Genomic DNA, 16,152 nt, shown 5'->3' on the forward strand with positions numbered 1-16,152 from the left:
GGATTAGTAAATGGAATTTGTTTTGGGGTATTTACTCATATTTTTGGCTAAATGTTCAGATGTAACATTAGCAACAATTAGGACTATATTTGTAGTAAAAGGTAAAAAGAAACTTGCGTTTTGCATTGGATTTCTTGAAATTTTAATATACCTATTTGCTATGGATAAAGTGCTAGGTGACATGGGGGACATAGTAAAAGTAATGTCATATGCGCTTGGATTTGCAACAGGTAACGTAGTTGGAATCACACTTGAGGAAAAACTTGCAATAGGATTAATAACAGCTCAAGTTTTCACTGGTGAAGATGTAGATCAATTTGCAGAGTACTTAAGACAGCATGGTTTTGGAGTTACTGTCATAGAAGGTAGAGGAAGAGAAGGCGTAAAGTATATACTACAAGTTGTTTTAGATAGAAAGCACCTTCATAATTTCCAAAATACTATAAATAGTTATGATTCTAGGGCATTTGTAGCAGTATCTGAAATCAAGAACGTCAGAGGTGGATATTTTGGTCGAAATGCGATGAAATAAGGCGATTTTCAAAGCCAGTTCATATCAATGCGGTACTTGTAAATAAAAAAAAGAATGTGTTATAATAAAATAGTAAAATTATAGTAACGAAATCTATTATACTATATATAAAAGAATACATAATCAATAGGAGGATTAATAATAATGAAAGCAGAATTACTTAAGAAAGAAGGTAACAAAGTTACTTTTAAACTAACAGTTGATAATGATAAATTTGAAGGTGCAGTAACAAAAGCTTACAACAAAAACAAAGGTAAATTTAATATACCAGGATTTAGAAAAGGTAAAGCGCCTAAGCAAATAATAGAATCTCAATATGGAAAAGGAGTATTCTACAACGATGCTATAGATATGTTATTCCCAGAAATATATCCATCAGCTTTAGATGAGTTAAACATAGATCCAATAGATAGACCTGACTTAGACATAGAAGAAATAAGCAAAGACAACGGATTAGTAATGGTTGTTAATGTAGAAGTTAAGCCAGAGTTCGAACTTGGGTCATACAAAGGTATAGAAATAGCAAAACCTGACTATACTGTAAATGAAGATGAAGTAACTTTAAGATTAGATGAAATGAGAAACAAAGCTTCAAGATTAGTAGATGTTGAAGGTAGAGCTATAGAAAATGGAGACAATACTGTTATAGACTTCGAAGGATTTGTAGATGGTGTTGCTTTTGAAGGTGGAAAAGGAGAAGACTATAGCTTAGTTATAGGATCAAACACATTCATACCAGGATTCGAAGAGCAATTAATAGGTAAAAATAAAGGTGAAGAAGTTGAAGTAAATGTTGAGTTCCCAGCTGAATACCATGCTGAAAACTTAGCAGGAAAGCCAGCTACTTTCAAAGTTGTTATAAAGAATGTACAAAGTAAAGAATTACCAGAATTAAATGATGAATTTGCAGCTGATACAACAGAATTCAATACATTAGAAGAATTAAAGAGTGATTTAAAAGCTAAAGTAGAAGAAGAAGCTAAAAATAGAGCAGATGCTGAAATGAGAAATTCTTTAGTTGAAAAGATATCTGAAGGTACAGAAGTAGAAGTTCCAAATGCAATGGTTGAAACTCAAATAGATAACATGTTAATGGAACTTAACTACCAATTACAATACCAAGGATTACAATTAGAGCAATTATTACAAATGACTGGAAGATCAATAGAAGACTTAAGAAATGAAAAGAGAGAAGAAGCTACAAAGTTAGTTAAATCATCTTTAGTATTAGAAGCTATAGCTAAAGCTGAAAATGTAGAAGTTTCTGAAGCTGATGTTGAAGCTGAAGTTGAAAAAATGGCTAAAATGTACAATATGGAAGTTGAAAAAATAAAATCAGTAATGAGACCAACTGACTTAGAAGATATAAAAGGTCAATTAAAAATAAGAAAAACAATAGATTCATTAGTTGATAGTGCTAAATTAGTTTAATCATTATAGGTATATTTCATACAGTAGCTGTTACAGCTACTGTATATTGTATATATAGATAATTATGATAGGGGGTATAATCCATGGCATTAGTACCTGTAGTAGTAGAACAAACAGGAAGAGGAGAAAGATCTTACGATATATATTCAAAACTTCTAAAAGATAGAATAATATTTTTGGGTGATGAAGTAAATGATGCTACAGCAGGACTTGTAGTAGCTCAGTTATTATTCCTAGAGGCAGAAGACCCAGATAAAGATATACACTTATATATAAACTCTCCAGGAGGAAGTATAACTGCTGGTATGGCAATATATGATACTATGCAATATATAAAACCAGATGTATCAACTATATGTATAGGAATGGCTGCATCTATGGGAGCATTCTTATTAGCAGCAGGAGAAAAAGGAAAAAGATATGCACTTCCAAATAGTGAAATAATGATACATCAACCACTAGGAGGAACAAGAGGGCAAGCTACAGATATAGAAATACATGCAAATAGAATAGTAAAAATGAAACAAACGTTAAATTCTATATTAGCTGAAAGAACAGGTCAGTCTATAGAAAAATTAAAAATGGATACTGAACGTGATAACTTCATGAGTGCTGAAGAAGCTAAACAATACGGCTTAATAGATGAAGTAATTACTAAAAGACCGTAGATAAGAGAGGTGTTAATATGTCAAAATATGAAGATAAGAGACAATTAAAATGTTCATTCTGCGGTAAAAACCAAGAACAAGTTAGAAGACTTATTGCAGGTCCAAATGTGTATATATGCGATGAATGTGTTGAATTATGTGATGAGATAATTCAAGAAGAAGTTGAAGAAACAACAGAAGAGGAAACTGTAAACTTACCGAAACCAAAAGAAATGATGAACACTCTTAATGATTATGTAATAGGACAAGAAAAAGCTAAAAAAGCTTTATCAGTAGCTGTTTACAATCATTATAAAAGAATCTATGGAAAAAACAAAGGAACTAACAAAGATGTTGAGATACAAAAAAGTAACATACTTTTATTAGGACCTACTGGATCAGGAAAAACGCTTCTTGCTCAAACACTAGCTAAAACTTTAAATGTTCCATTTGCAATGGCAGATGCAACATCACTAACTGAAGCTGGATATGTTGGAGAAGATGTTGAAAATATATTATTAAAGCTTATACAAGCAGCAGACTTTGATATAGAGAAAGCTGAAAGAGGTATAATATATATAGATGAGATAGATAAGATAGCTAGAAAATCAGAAAATCCATCTATAACTAGAGATGTTAGTGGAGAAGGTGTTCAACAGGCTCTACTAAAAATCTTAGAAGGAACTGTAGCTAATGTTCCACCACAAGGTGGAAGAAAGCATCCACACCAAGAGTTCTTAAAGCTAGATACTACTAATATACTATTTATATTAGGAGGAGCCTTTGATGGAATAGAAAGAATAATTCAAAAAAGAGGCGGCGAAAAAACACTAGGATTTGGAGCTAAGATAGAAAGTAAAAAAGATATGGACCTTGGAAAAATTTATGCACAAGTTCAAACAGAAGACTTACTTAAATTTGGTATAATACCAGAATTTATAGGTAGAATTCCTGTAGTTGCAACTTTAGAATTATTAGATGAAGATGCACTAGTAAGTATACTAAAAGAGCCTAAGAACTCTTTAGTAAAACAATTCCAAAAACTATTTGAATTAGATGGAGTTGAACTTGAATTTGAAGATGCTGCACTTAAAGCAATAGCTAAAAAAGCTATTGAAAGAAATACGGGTGCAAGAGGTCTAAGAAGTATTGTTGAAAATATAATGATGGATATAATGTATGAAATACCATCTAGAGATGATATAAAGAAAATAATACTGACAGAAGAGTCTGTTAAACAAGATTCTGATCCAGTTATTGTTTTAAAAGATGAAGAAGAAAGTGCATAAAAAAAGGAGCTAATTAAGCTCCTTTTTATTTTAAAAAAAAGATAGCAAAACACCTATGCATCCATATATAAACACGATGGCTATTGAGCCAACTTTTTTTGTGTATAATAAGTAAAATGCTGATATAAAAGCTATAATATCATAAAGTCCCCAGGTTATTCCTGTAGCAGACGAAAATACTGCCGATAATATAAAACCTAAGGTTATTGGACGTAAAACAGAAAGAATTTTTTCAACTTTTTCATTATCTTTAAATTTATCAAATAGGCTTGCAATTATTGTAAGACCTATTACTGAAAATAATACAACACCAATACTTGAAGCTAAAGATCCCCAAAAACCGCCTGCTTTAAATCCTATAAAGGTAGCACTATTTATAGCGATAGGACCTGGAGTAGATTGGGATAATGCCAATAAATCTAAAAATTCTTTGTTTGTAATAAAGTGGTATTTATCTATAAATTCTTGTTGAATAAATGGAAGCATAGCATAGCCTCCACCAAAACTAAAACTACCTATTTTAAAGAATATTAGGAATAACATTAAGACTTTTGACATAGAGCGTAAACACCTCCTAATATTATTAAATATATTGGACTGATATTAAATACACCTACACAAAAGAATGATATAATTAAAAATGATATATTTTTCTTAGATTTGGGTAATTTATTAAACATATTTACAAATGAGTAAAGTATTAAAGCTATAACGACTGGATTTACTCCAGAAAAGAACCCATTTAAAATATCTGAGCTTTGGTTGTTGAAATAAAAATATGATAATACTAATACTATACAAAATGATGGAAGTATTGAACCTAATGTACAAACTAAAACACCTGGAATTTTATAAAGCCTATAACCCAATAAAATAGAGATGTTTGCACCTAGTACACCTGGATAGCTTTGGGCGATAGATAGATAGTCAATAAACTCTTGTTGAGTTAATAGATTTTGCTTTGTGACAAGCTCATCTTCTATCAAAGGAACCATAGCATAACCACCACCAAAGGTAAATGCACCTATTTTTAAAAATGTTAAGAAAAGTTTAAACATAAAATCCTCCACATTAAAATTTGGTATATAAGTAATATTATTATAACATAATAGTAATAAATGGATGGAAATGATTAAGAAATAGCTAATGTTGTTGAAAATTCAATTATGTAAATATATAATAAATAAAGTGACGCAATCTAGCATTTGGAAGGAGTGATGTTAGCATGGATAAAAATTATACTATAATAGAACGTGAATTACCGTTAATCCCGCTAAGAGGATTGGCTATATTCCCATATATGATACTAAGCTTTGATGTAGGTAGAGAAATTTCTCTAAAGGCATTAGATGAAGCTATGGCTGATGATGAAATGATATTCTTAACAGCTCAAAAAGATTCATCAATAGATATACCTACAGAAGATGACTATTATCATACGGGGACTATATGTAAAGTAAAACAACTGGTAAAATTACCAGGAGAAGGGGTTAGAGTACTAGTTGAAGGTATATCTAGAGGAACTATAACAGAGTTTGTGCAAGACGAACCATATATAAAAGTTGCTATAGAAGAAGCTGTTTATGATGTTGAAAGCATAAATGAAGATAAAGAGGTACAAGCAACTGTTAGAAATGTATTTGATGCTTTTGAAGAGTATATAAATATAAGTAATAGAGTTTCACCAGAAATTCTTATAAATCTAGCTGAAATGGATAATGAAAATAGATTTGTAGATACAATAGCTGCAAATATGTTCTTAAAGCCAGATCAAAAACAAGCAATATTAGATGAATTTGATATTCAGGCTAGACTAGAATTAATTCTAAGAACATTATTAGAAGAAATTGAGTTATTAAAAATAGAGAAGAAAATAGCTTTAAAAGTAAAGAAAAGTATGAACAAAGTTCAAAAAGAATATTATCTTAGAGAACAGTTAAAAGCTATACAAAAAGAATTAGGAGAAGATGAAGATATAGATTCTGAAACAGATGAATATAGAAAAAAACTTCATAAGATGAAAGCTTCTAAAGAAACTAAAGAAAAGATATCAAAAGAAATAGACAAGTTCTCTAAAATTTCTCCTATGGCTCCTGATTTAGCTGTAAGTAGAACTTACTTAGATACTATATTCTCATTACCTTGGAATAAAGAAACTAAAGATAAGTTAGATATAAAAAGAGCTGAAGAAATATTAAATGAAGAACATTATGGATTAGATAAAGTAAAAGAAAGAATAATAGAATATTTAGCAATTAGACAATTATCAAAGAGTCTAAAAGGGCCTATATTATGTTTAGTTGGACCTCCAGGTGTTGGGAAAACATCTATAGCTAAATCTATAGCAAATTCACTAGATAGAAAATTCGTTAGAATTTCTTTAGGTGGAGTTAGGGATGAAGCTGAAATAAGAGGACATAGAAGAACTTATGTAGGAGCTCTTCCAGGAAGAATAGTTAATGGATTAAAAGAAGCAAAAACTAAAAATCCTGTATTCTTATTAGATGAAATAGATAAGATGTCATCAGACTTTAAAGGAGATCCAGCAGCAGCTATGCTAGAGGTTTTAGATCCAGAGCAAAACAAAGACTTTGTGGATCACTACTTAGAAGTTCCTTTTGATTTATCTAAAATACTATTTGTTACAACTGCAAATACATTAAGTACTATACCAAGACCATTACTTGATAGAATGGAAATAATAGAAATATCAGGTTATATTGAAGAAGAAAAATTAAATATAGCTAAAAAATATTTATTACCAAAACAAATAAAAGAACATGCTTTAAAAGAAGAGTTTATAAAAATAGATGATGAAACTATGCTTGAAATAATAAGTAGCTATACAAGAGAAGCAGGAGTTAGAGGTTTAGAGAGAACTCTTGGAACAATATGTAGAAAAGCTGCTAGAAAATATGTAGAAGATGAATCTATAGAAGAGATAGTAGTAAACAAAGACAATTTAGAAGACTACTTAGGAAAACAAAAAGTAAGACATCAAGTTGCAGGTAAAGAGCCAGAGGTTGGAGTTGTTACAGGACTAGCATGGACAGCTGTTGGAGGAGAAACTTTAACAACAGAAGTAAATGTGTTAAAAGGAAAAGGTCAAATAGTTTTAACAGGAAAACTAGGAGATGTAATGAAGGAATCTGCTCAAACAGGTATATCTTATATAAGATCTATAGCAGACAGATTTGATATAAATCCAAACTTCTATAAAGAAAATGATATACACATACATTTACCAGAAGGAGCAGTACCTAAGGATGGACCGTCTGCAGGTATAACTATGGCTCTAGGCGTTATATCAGCATTAACTAACATACCAGTTAGAAACAATGTTGCTATGACAGGAGAGATAACTTTAAGAGGTAGAGTCCTAGCTGTTGGAGGAGTTAAAGAAAAACTTCTTGCAGCACATAGAGCAGGTATAACTAAAGTTTTATTACCGCAAGAGTGTGAAGCAGACTTAGATGAAATACCTCAAAAGGTAAAAGATGAAATGGAATTTGTTTTAGTAAGCCATATGGACGAAGTATTAGAACATGCATTATTAAGGAACGGTGAAAAAAATGAAAATTAGAAGTGCTGAAATTACAATGAGCGCAGTTAACAAAAGTCAATACCCAGCAGAAGGTATACCAGAAATTGCATTAGTTGGAAGATCTAATGTTGGGAAATCATCAACAGTAAATACTTTATTAAATAGAAGAAATTTTGCAAGAACAAGTCAAACACCAGGAAAGACTAGAACTATAAATTTCTACCTAATAAATGAAGAGTTTTACTTTGTAGACTTACCAGGATACGGATATGCAAAGCTATCTAAATCTGAAAAAGAAAAATGGGGAGTTATAATGGAAAGATATTTACAAGAAAGAGAAGAGCTATGTGCTATTTGCCTACTTGTAGATATAAGACATGAACCTTCAAATGAAGATAAGATGATGTATGATTGGATAAAACACTTTGGATATGATTGTGTAATAGTTGCAACTAAAGCAGATAAAATATCTAGAGGACAATATCAAAAACATTTTAATATAATTAGAAAAAAATTAGAGTTATCAAAAGAAGATAAAATCTTCCCTATATCTGCACTTAAGAAAACAGGTGTTGAAGAATTATGGGCAGAGGTTATAAAACAATATACACACAAAGGCTATGAAATAAGAGTTGATTAATTTAAAGCAACTAAACTCATTGAGTTTAGTTGCTTTTTTATATTTAAAAAACTTTTTTAAGTATTTTACTAAGTTCTGGCTAAGCATGATGCCTGCTACATACAGACATTTAAATGGAATGTATTTTTATGTTAATAAATTTTTGGACAAACACAAATAATATAGAAGTTTAATAATTTAATAAAGGCAATAAATTTTTATTTGGAGGGAAGTTTACAATGGATGGTAAAGTAAGAAAAATGTTTCCAGGTGGAAATACATCAAAAGGATTTAAATCATTTTTTGATTATGCAATTCCCAAAGATGTAAACAGAATCTTTTGTATGAAGGGAGGACCTGGAGTAGGGAAATCATCATTAATGAAAAAAGTTGCACAAGATATGATTTCTAAAGGATACGATGTAGACTTATACCCATGTTCTTCTGATCCAGATTCATTAGATGTTATAGTTATAAAAAAATTAGGTGTTGTTATGCTAGATGCAACAGCTCCTCATATTGTAGATCCTAAAAATCCAGGAGCTATAGATGAAATTTTAGATTTAGGAAGATATTGGGATAGAAAAGCTATTGAATTGAATAAAAAAGACTCGATTGAGTGTAATAAAGAGGTAAGTAGATTCTTCCAAGTTGGATTTAAATATTTTGAAGCAGCGGCTCCGATAGCTTATGAAATACAATCTAAAAATGTAGATTGTATGGACTTTGGAAAAGTAAACTTGTTAACTGCAAATTTACTTCAATCAATATTTGAAAATGTAATTCCTAATGGTGAATATAAAGAACAAATACACTTATTTGGAAGTGCATTATCTCCTTTAGGTCATGTAGAATATACAGATACGATTCTGAAAGATGTAAATAAAATTTACTACCTAGAAGGAGATTTAGGTACGGGGAAATCAACTTTACTAAATAAAGTTGCAAATAAAGCTACAGAAAATGGTTTAGAGGTAGAAATATTCCATGCTCCACTATTACCAGAAAAAATAGAAACTATTTTAATTAAAGATTTAGACTTAGCTATAACAACTAGTAAATTATTTAAAGATAAAAACTTAGAAACTTTTGATTTAAATAGTTATATGGATACTAAAAAACATGATAAGTATGAAGATGAGTTAAGTTATAGTAATAAAGTTTTAAATGATTTAGTTGAATATGGATTGTTAAATATTAAAAGAGCAAAACAACAACATGACTTATTAGAAGAGTACTATGTTCCTAATATGAATTTCTCAGAAGTAAATAAATTAAAAGATATAATAATAGATAGAATTTTAGAATATAAATAAAACGAAAAGAGAGCCTTATTAGGCTCTTTTTTTATGCTTAAGTTAATTATTTATATAATTTTATTTATATAAATAGAAGTATTTGAATGTATGAATAAATCCTATATGTTAATAATTGTAGGTAAAGTTAGTATATAGATGATTGGAATGCTTAATAGTCTATATACTAACTTTAAAATAATATAAATAAGTGAAAGGAGAATGAGATAAATTTTAGTATTAGATAAAAAAGCTCCATCTACAATAAGAAAAAATTTAGCTATAAAGTATAATGCAATACCGATTGAAATAAGAGAAAATGATTTGGTAGTAGCTATAAACAAAGAAAACATTTATGCATTACAAGATTTTAGATTGGCAACTAGAAAAAATATAGTTTTTAAATTAGAAGATGAATTGAAAATAAAAGAAGCTATAAAAGTATATTATTCAGATTGTGATATAAATAATGATGACTATTACCAAAATATATTAAATGAGATGCTATGCAAAGCATTAAATTTTAATTCAAGTGATATACATATAGAACCATTTGAGGATAATCTAAAAATTAGGATGAGAATAGATGGAAACTTAAAAGAGATTTATAACTACTCAAAAGATATGCATATGCAATTAGTTACAGTTATAAAATTAATTGCAGGATTAGATATAGCTGAAAAAAGATTGCCTCAAGATGGGCGTATAGATAAAAAAATTAATGAAAATATATTAGATCTTAGATTATCTACTATACCTACTGTGCATGGAGAAAAAGTAGTTATTCGAATATTAAATAGAAATAAATTTCTAAAGAATAAATCAGAAATTGGATTTTCAAATATTGCTGTAAATAAAATTAGAAATATAGTTAATAGGATGAGCGGTATATTACTTATAACAGGGCCTACTGGAAGTGGTAAAACAACAACTTTATATTCAATATTAAATGATTTTAAATTTATGGATAAAAATATAGTAACAATAGAAGATCCAGTTGAGTACAAGATAGAAGGTATAAATCAGACTCAGGTAAATACAAAAATAGGATTAACTTTTTCAAAAGGATTAAGGTCAATATTAAGACAAGATCCAGATGTAATAATGGTAGGAGAGATAAGAGATAAAGAAACTGCTCAAATAGCTATTAGAGCTGCTTCTACAGGCCACTTAGTAATAAGTACCATGCATACTAATAATGCGATTGAGTCAATAAATAGATTGCTTGATATGGGTATACCGAGGTATTTAATTGCATCAACATTAAACGGTATAATATCTCAAAAATTAATAAGGCGTGTATGTAAAAATTGCAGTTATGAAGAAAATATAGAAACAAGTATATCTAAATATCTAAAATTACATAAGGATATAAAAGTTAAAAAGGCTAAGGGGTGTAGAGATTGCAATGATACTGGATATAAAGGAAGAGTAGCATTGTATGAAATAGTAGAAGTGGATAAAGATATTAGAAGAGCGATAATGAGTCAAGAGAACATAGAAGATATTTATAATACTGCTAGATTAAATAATATGATTACATTTTTAGATAGTTGCTCATATTTAATTAATGAAAACATAACAACAATAGAAGAAATTATAAGTGCTAGAGCTATATTAAATAGAGGTGAAGTAAATGTCTCTATATGAGTGTATAGTATATGATGAGCATGGAAACAGATCAAGGAAAAAATTAAGTTTTGATTCAGAAAAAGAATTAAAAGTATATGCAATAGAAAAAAATTTAAAAATAGCAAATATAAGATTGTTAAAAGATAGAAATAACAAAAGTTTAAGAGACAAAGACCTATCTATTTTATGTAATCAATTAGGAATGTTGATTTCATCAGGATGCGAAATTACACACTCGCTAAATACAATCCAATTAAACTGTAGTAAAAAATTAAAACCAATTCTAAAAAATATAAATTATAATCTTCAAAAAGGAAACTCTATTTCGTTATCATTTAAAAACTCAGCTAAGTTTTCAAAGTTTTTCATAAATATGGTTAAAGCAGGAGAAGTAAGTGGTAAATTAGATGAAATCTTAATGAATCTATCTGATTATTATAAAAAAGAATATGAATTTAAAAGAAAACTAATCTTGGCTATGGTATATCCTATAGCATTAATTCTTACATGTATATGTGTAATTTTATTTACATTAATATATACTGTCCCGAAATTTCAACAATCATTTATTGGAAGTGAAAGTAACTTGCCTCTAACTACTAAGATTTTAATAAATTTTTCTATGAACTTAAGAAATCATTATAAAATAATTTTTTTAATAGTAGGTGCTATTACAGGACTTCTAATTTACATGTTTAAAAAAGAATACAAAGTTAGGATGTATTTTGATAAAAAATTGTTTGAATTTAAATTAACTAGAAATATTATTCAAACTATAGAAGTAAATAAATTCATAAGGTGTATATACATATTGATAAGTAGTGGAGTACAAATTACAAAGGCTCTAGATATATCTTGTGATGTAATAAGTAACAAATATATGTCGCAGAAATTAAATATATCAAAAAGCTTAATTCAAAAAGGAAACAGCATAGCATTCTCATTAGATAAGTCACAAGTCTTTCCTAAAATAGTGATATCTATGATAGAAGTAGGTGAAGAAACAGGTAAAATGGAACATTGCTTACGAAATATAAATACAAATTATGAAAATAATTTAGATAATTTAACTAGTAAAATAATTAAGCTAATAGAGCCTATCATTGTTTTAGTTTTAGGATTAGTTATAGGAACTTTACTAGTTTTTATAATGACGCCTGTATTTGATGCAGTAACTTCATTTGAATAAAAATAAATAAAAGGAGAAATAAAATGAAAATAGATAAGAAAATAATTATGAAAAAAAGAAGAGGGTTCACATTAATAGAACTTGTAATTGTAGTTGCAATACTTGGAGTATTATCAAGCATTGCATTAGTCAAGTTTGGTGATGTTGAAAAAAATAGCAAGATAAATGCAGATTACGTTACGGCTAACAATATAGCTACAGCTGCAAAGATAGCGATTAATAGTGATGTATCTGAAGATGAAATTAGTATAGATTATTTAGTTAAAAATAATTATTTAGAAGGTAAGCCTAAAGTTCAAAGTCAAAAAGATAAAAACTTTGAAGTATATACAGAAAATGAAGATATAAAGGTGAAAGTAGATGGACAAACTTTTTATCCTAAAAATGAACAAGAATAAATTATAGAGGTGATGAAAATAAAAACATTAACTTTAGAGGTAAAAGAAAATACAATTAAAATGCTTGTTATAGAAAAGTATTTTGGCTATGTTAAATTTATAAATATGAAAACTTTTGAGTTTAACCAAATAGACCAAAATGGATTGATTTTAGATGTTAACAAGTTAAGTAAAATAATAAAAAATGAATTAAATAATTTCAAAATACCATGTAGAAGAATATCTTTTGCAGTTCAAAATGAAAGTATAATAAATAGGAATGTTAAAGTAATAAACACTGGATACAAGGGCGATATAAAGGGGCTTATAGCATATGAGTTAAGTGAATATCTGCCTATAAATATTAAAGATTATATATTAAAGTACAACATATTAAAGCAAGAAGAAGATTACCTAGATGTACAAGCTATACTTATGCCAATATCCATTATAAAAAGTTATAGAGAATTAGCTAAATCATTAAAATTTAAACCTATAAGCTTAAGTGTTAATTTTGATATATTAAATAAACTTATATATAACGAAGATATTGAAATAGAAGGGGAAAATAATTTAATTTTAGATATAGGAAGACAATACACCAATGTAAATTTAATAAAAAATAAACTTATTATAAACTCATACACATTAAATAATATGAATGTATATGAGTTTTTGAATAATGAAATTGAAAATAATTATGGGAAAATATATTACTACGGTTTTCAAAACTGTGAACTTATAAAAAATTTAAATACAAAATTTAAGCTAAATAAACTTTTTTTAAAAGATGCAAAACAAGATGAATTAAATAATTTTATTAATAATATAGGATTGATATAGTTATGAAAAATGAAAAAATATTAAACTTTTTTTACGAAGATGAGAAATTTTATAATAAGGAAATAGATAAAGGCAAATTAATACTAATTAGCATTATAGTATTTACAATTGTAATTAATTTAAATAAATTTTATAAAACTCAAAAGTTAGAAGAAAACGTGACAGAAAGAAAATCTGTTTTAAATTGTATTGAACAAAATAAAGAAACTTCAAATATAAAACAAACTACATCAAAATTATCTAGTATACTGAATTTAATGGATGCTAGCGAATTAAAAAGTGTAGAAATGAAAAATAAAAAATTAAAACTTAAAGGTGAAACCAATGACTTTGAAAAAATAAAAAATTACTTAGATATAGTTAAGGAAATAGAAAATACAAAAGAAGCTAATATCGATTTTATAAATAACAATGAAAATATATATGAATTTGAAATAAGTAGTTTTTAGGAGTTAATAATGAAAATAAATAAAAATAAAATAAATATAAGTATTTTTTTAGTATTATTCTTAGTCTTAAACTTTAATTTTGTATATTTAAAATTAGATAAAAAAGAGAAATTATTATCTAATCAAATTAAGGTTATAAAAAAATTAGAAAATGAAAAAGAAGAAAAATTAAAAAATAGATATAGGGAAGATGTAGTCATAAGTATGCAGAAACAATTTAAAGATATAGCTACAATAAAATATATCAAAACAGATTTAAATAGTAATAATGAAATAGAGCTAGAAGGTGAAATAAATGGAGATAGAAATTTAATATATAAAAGTATTGAAAGCATAAATAAATCAAAGAAAAAAATAAGTGTAGATAGTATAAATATAACAAAAATAGATGAAAATATTATAGATTGCAAATTTAAAGTAAAAGTGATATAAAAGGTTTTCCTATGTTTTATGTAGAATAACTTAATATATAAGAATATTCTACAAATTCTTAAGGGGGACTCCAATGGATAATAATATACTTTTTTTAAACAATTATATAAATGATATCGAATATGATTTTCTTAAAAATGGAAACACAAAGTATACTTACATATGTAAAAAGTTTTATGGTGTAGATATAGAAAAGATAAGCATATATATTTGGACATTAAATATAATGGATGAATTTAGTCAAATAATTAATGAAAAGTGTAAAGACATAGATAACATAGAGAAAATATCTAAAGATGTTTATGATTTAATAAAGACGGATAGGAAAAAAGTTATATTGTATTCATATTTAAAAGGGCATTTGTTGGGATACAACAATTACATGTTAATAAAAGAATTTAAAAATATAAATAAGGATATTAATGAAGCAGATTTTGCTGAACTCTTATCAAAATCTGAAGATGATGAATCCCTTGAAATAAAAAAATTTCAACACGATATAAAGTTAAAAGATATATATATTAATGATGAAAATAAATTAGTTGAAAATATAAAAAAATTTTACCTAACTAGTATGGAGGAAAGAATAAGGGAGTTAAATTTAAAAGAAAATGTAGAAAAGATAATTAACTTAGTAAATGAAATTATGATAGATGATGCGAAAAACAAATATAATGAGGCAATTTTAGATGGAATCATACAGAAAATCAATAAAAAATCGCCTAAAATCAATAAAATACCTTTATAGTGTAGAATCATTGAGGGAAAGATGATATAATTATAAATTGTATTTAAATTTAGAAATGAAGGAGTGAAAGTAACAGTGTTAGGGAGAAACGAGTTATGCCCATGCGGAAGCGGGAAAAAATATAAAAAATGCTGTTTAAATAAAGATGTTGTGTCGGAGAGAGCTAGTAGAAAAATTGTACTTTCACAAAAACAATATTCACAACTGTACTCAAAACTATATGAATATTCAAGACAGCCAAAGTTTAAAGAAGAGTATAAAAAAGCACAAGAAATGTTTTATATATTAGATGATGAAAATGTAAATGGTAAGTTTGAAAGCTTCTTTAATACATACTTTATACAAGACCATATAATGGAAAATAAAAAAGTTATAACTGTAGACTTTTTTGAAGAAAATAAAAATAGTTTAACTAAGCCAGAAGTAGATATACTAAAAAGCTTATTTGAATCTTATGTAAGTGTGTATGTTATAAAAGAAAAGTTAGAAGATAGAATCTTATTAAAAGATGCTATAACAGGAGACGAAATATACACTGAAGATATAAATCTATTAAACGGATTTAATCAAGGTGACTGTATAATAGCTAGAATAGTTGAAGTAGGAGAATCTCATCTATTATTAGACGTTACAGTAAGTATATCAGATGCTGTTAAGGACGTAATAGTAAATGATATAAATCATTTCTTTAGCCAATATGAAGATTTATATAAAGATATAAAAACTTTCTTAATATATCATACTCATATACTTTACAAGTACATTCAACAATTACTAGATCCTAACATAGCTGAATATCTTAAAGATCAAAAAGACGTTAAAGCTAAAAAACAAGAAGAAGTTAAAGAAATGATTGATGAAAATGAATGTTCAGTTTCAGCTTTACTTAAAGCTCAAGTTGAAAGTGATATACTAGAAAACTGTTTAGAGTTTTGGAACGAATATAAAGCTAAAAATAGCGAAATAAAAGGTTCTGAAAATGGATGGGCAGCAGCAGTAGAATACCACATTAAGAAAGAAAATGGACAAACAGTAACTCAATCACAAATCTCTAAAAAATATGACATAAGTCCAAGTACTTTAGGTAAGAGACATAAAGACTTAAAAATGTAGTAAAAACTTAAT

General features: G+C 27.4%; 17 protein-coding genes. 15 read left to right on the forward strand and 2 right to left on the reverse strand.

The features are described from left to right. Positions 1 to 10: 10 nt before the first annotated feature. From ACN6I1_RS00675 to clpX, 4 genes are all read left to right on the forward strand, one after another. Complete coding sequence (locus ACN6I1_RS00675; protein WP_021430240.1) at positions 11 to 532, forward strand: DUF2179 domain-containing protein; 522 nt, start codon at positions 11 to 13, stop codon at positions 530 to 532. A 144-nt stretch (positions 533 to 676) separates the two neighbouring features. After that, positions 677 to 1,963, forward strand: a complete 1,287-nt coding sequence (gene tig / locus ACN6I1_RS00680; RefSeq protein WP_021430226.1) for a trigger factor — start codon at positions 677 to 679, stop codon at positions 1,961 to 1,963. An 83-nt stretch (positions 1,964 to 2,046) separates the two neighbouring features. Beyond that, positions 2,047 to 2,631: an ATP-dependent Clp endopeptidase proteolytic subunit ClpP gene (gene clpP / locus ACN6I1_RS00685; RefSeq protein ID WP_021430325.1), complete on the forward strand. Its 585-nt coding sequence runs from the start codon at positions 2,047 to 2,049 to the stop codon at positions 2,629 to 2,631. A gap of 17 nt (positions 2,632 to 2,648) precedes the next feature. Next, complete coding sequence (gene clpX / locus ACN6I1_RS00690; protein ID WP_220796073.1) at positions 2,649 to 3,899, forward strand: ATP-dependent Clp protease ATP-binding subunit ClpX; 1,251 nt, start codon at positions 2,649 to 2,651, stop codon at positions 3,897 to 3,899. Between the two features lie 30 nt (positions 3,900 to 3,929). Here clpX and ACN6I1_RS00695 read toward each other — a convergent pair whose 3' ends face one another. Both ACN6I1_RS00695 and ACN6I1_RS00700 read right to left on the reverse strand, forming a co-directional pair. Further along, positions 3,930 to 4,457, reverse strand: coding sequence for a chromate transporter (locus tag ACN6I1_RS00695; protein ID WP_419742390.1), 528 nt, complete (start codon positions 4,455 to 4,457; stop codon positions 3,930 to 3,932). After that, complete coding sequence (locus ACN6I1_RS00700) at positions 4,442 to 4,957, reverse strand: chromate transporter (RefSeq protein WP_021430250.1); 516 nt, start codon at positions 4,955 to 4,957, stop codon at positions 4,442 to 4,444. The genes ACN6I1_RS00695 and ACN6I1_RS00700 overlap by 16 nt, the downstream gene beginning before the upstream one ends. A 167-nt stretch (positions 4,958 to 5,124) precedes the next feature. Here ACN6I1_RS00700 and lon point away from each other — a divergent pair, with 167 nt between their 5' ends. From lon to ACN6I1_RS00755, 11 genes are all read left to right on the forward strand, one after another. Then, complete coding sequence (gene lon / locus ACN6I1_RS00705) at positions 5,125 to 7,482, forward strand: endopeptidase La (RefSeq protein ID WP_021430256.1); 2,358 nt, start codon at positions 5,125 to 5,127, stop codon at positions 7,480 to 7,482. Then, on the forward strand, positions 7,472 to 8,083 hold the full coding sequence (gene yihA / locus ACN6I1_RS00710; RefSeq protein WP_025162320.1) for a ribosome biogenesis GTP-binding protein YihA/YsxC: 612 nt from the start codon (positions 7,472 to 7,474) through the stop codon (positions 8,081 to 8,083). Before lon ends, yihA begins: the two co-directional genes overlap by 11 nt. Positions 8,084 to 8,301: 218 nt before the next feature. Next, positions 8,302 to 9,378, forward strand: coding sequence for an ATP-binding protein (locus tag ACN6I1_RS00715; protein WP_150886688.1), 1,077 nt, complete (start codon positions 8,302 to 8,304; stop codon positions 9,376 to 9,378). A gap of 303 nt (positions 9,379 to 9,681) precedes the next feature. Next, complete coding sequence (locus ACN6I1_RS00720) at positions 9,682 to 11,007, forward strand: GspE/PulE family protein (protein WP_419742391.1); 1,326 nt, start codon at positions 9,682 to 9,684, stop codon at positions 11,005 to 11,007. Beyond that, the gene (locus tag ACN6I1_RS00725; protein WP_419742392.1) at positions 10,994 to 12,178 is read left to right on the forward strand and encodes a type II secretion system F family protein; all 1,185 of its coding nucleotides are present in this window, start codon (positions 10,994 to 10,996) and stop codon (positions 12,176 to 12,178) included. Before ACN6I1_RS00720 ends, ACN6I1_RS00725 begins: the two co-directional genes overlap by 14 nt. 23 nt (positions 12,179 to 12,201) lie before the next feature. After that, positions 12,202 to 12,576 (forward strand): type II secretion system protein, encoded by a 375-nt coding sequence (locus tag ACN6I1_RS00730; protein ID WP_046824210.1) that lies wholly within the window; start codon positions 12,202 to 12,204, stop codon positions 12,574 to 12,576. Between the two features lie 12 nt (positions 12,577 to 12,588). Next, the gene (locus ACN6I1_RS00735; RefSeq protein WP_419742393.1) at positions 12,589 to 13,398 is read left to right on the forward strand and encodes a hypothetical protein; all 810 of its coding nucleotides are present in this window, start codon (positions 12,589 to 12,591) and stop codon (positions 13,396 to 13,398) included. Between the two features lie 2 nt (positions 13,399 to 13,400). Next, positions 13,401 to 13,847: a hypothetical protein gene (locus ACN6I1_RS00740; RefSeq protein ID WP_035117141.1), complete on the forward strand. Its 447-nt coding sequence runs from the start codon at positions 13,401 to 13,403 to the stop codon at positions 13,845 to 13,847. Positions 13,848 to 13,856: 9 nt separating this feature from the next. Then, positions 13,857 to 14,279: a hypothetical protein gene (locus ACN6I1_RS00745; protein WP_419742394.1), complete on the forward strand. Its 423-nt coding sequence runs from the start codon at positions 13,857 to 13,859 to the stop codon at positions 14,277 to 14,279. A 73-nt stretch (positions 14,280 to 14,352) separates the two neighbouring features. Next, on the forward strand, positions 14,353 to 15,027 hold the full coding sequence (locus tag ACN6I1_RS00750) for a hypothetical protein (RefSeq protein WP_419742395.1): 675 nt from the start codon (positions 14,353 to 14,355) through the stop codon (positions 15,025 to 15,027). Between the two features lie 75 nt (positions 15,028 to 15,102). Beyond that, complete coding sequence (locus tag ACN6I1_RS00755) at positions 15,103 to 16,140, forward strand: SEC-C domain-containing protein (protein WP_021430280.1); 1,038 nt, start codon at positions 15,103 to 15,105, stop codon at positions 16,138 to 16,140. Positions 16,141 to 16,152 lie beyond the last annotated feature (12 nt).

It is taken from the genome of Paraclostridium dentum, assembly GCF_048568265.1.
GTDB classification, from domain to species: domain Bacteria; phylum Bacillota; class Clostridia; order Peptostreptococcales; family Peptostreptococcaceae; genus Paraclostridium; species Paraclostridium dentum.

What these genes read in the sequence shown, in the direction of transcription:
- ACN6I1_RS00675 (WP_021430240.1), top strand. Translation starts at nt 11, where the DNA reads ATGGAATTTGTTTTGGGGTATTTACTCATATTTTTGGCTAAATGTTCA.
- tig (WP_021430226.1), top strand. Translation starts at nt 677, where the DNA reads ATGAAAGCAGAATTACTTAAGAAAGAAGGTAACAAAGTTACTTTTAAA.
- clpP (WP_021430325.1), top strand. Translation starts at nt 2,047, where the DNA reads ATGGCATTAGTACCTGTAGTAGTAGAACAAACAGGAAGAGGAGAAAGA.
- clpX (WP_220796073.1), top strand. Translation starts at nt 2,649, where the DNA reads ATGTCAAAATATGAAGATAAGAGACAATTAAAATGTTCATTCTGCGGT.
- ACN6I1_RS00695 (WP_419742390.1), bottom strand. Translation starts at nt 4,457, where the DNA reads ATGTCAAAAGTCTTAATGTTATTCCTAATATTCTTTAAAATAGGTAGT.
- ACN6I1_RS00700 (WP_021430250.1), bottom strand. Translation starts at nt 4,957, where the DNA reads ATGTTTAAACTTTTCTTAACATTTTTAAAAATAGGTGCATTTACCTTT.
- lon (WP_021430256.1), top strand. Translation starts at nt 5,125, where the DNA reads ATGGATAAAAATTATACTATAATAGAACGTGAATTACCGTTAATCCCG.
- yihA (WP_025162320.1), top strand. Translation starts at nt 7,472, where the DNA reads ATGAAAATTAGAAGTGCTGAAATTACAATGAGCGCAGTTAACAAAAGT.
- ACN6I1_RS00715 (WP_150886688.1), top strand. Translation starts at nt 8,302, where the DNA reads ATGGATGGTAAAGTAAGAAAAATGTTTCCAGGTGGAAATACATCAAAA.
- ACN6I1_RS00725 (WP_419742392.1), top strand. Translation starts at nt 10,994, where the DNA reads ATGTCTCTATATGAGTGTATAGTATATGATGAGCATGGAAACAGATCA.
- ACN6I1_RS00730 (WP_046824210.1), top strand. Translation starts at nt 12,202, where the DNA reads ATGAAAATAGATAAGAAAATAATTATGAAAAAAAGAAGAGGGTTCACA.
- ACN6I1_RS00735 (WP_419742393.1), top strand. Translation starts at nt 12,589, where the DNA reads ATGAAAATAAAAACATTAACTTTAGAGGTAAAAGAAAATACAATTAAA.
- ACN6I1_RS00740 (WP_035117141.1), top strand. Translation starts at nt 13,401, where the DNA reads ATGAAAAATGAAAAAATATTAAACTTTTTTTACGAAGATGAGAAATTT.
- ACN6I1_RS00745 (WP_419742394.1), top strand. Translation starts at nt 13,857, where the DNA reads ATGAAAATAAATAAAAATAAAATAAATATAAGTATTTTTTTAGTATTA.
- ACN6I1_RS00750 (WP_419742395.1), top strand. Translation starts at nt 14,353, where the DNA reads ATGGATAATAATATACTTTTTTTAAACAATTATATAAATGATATCGAA.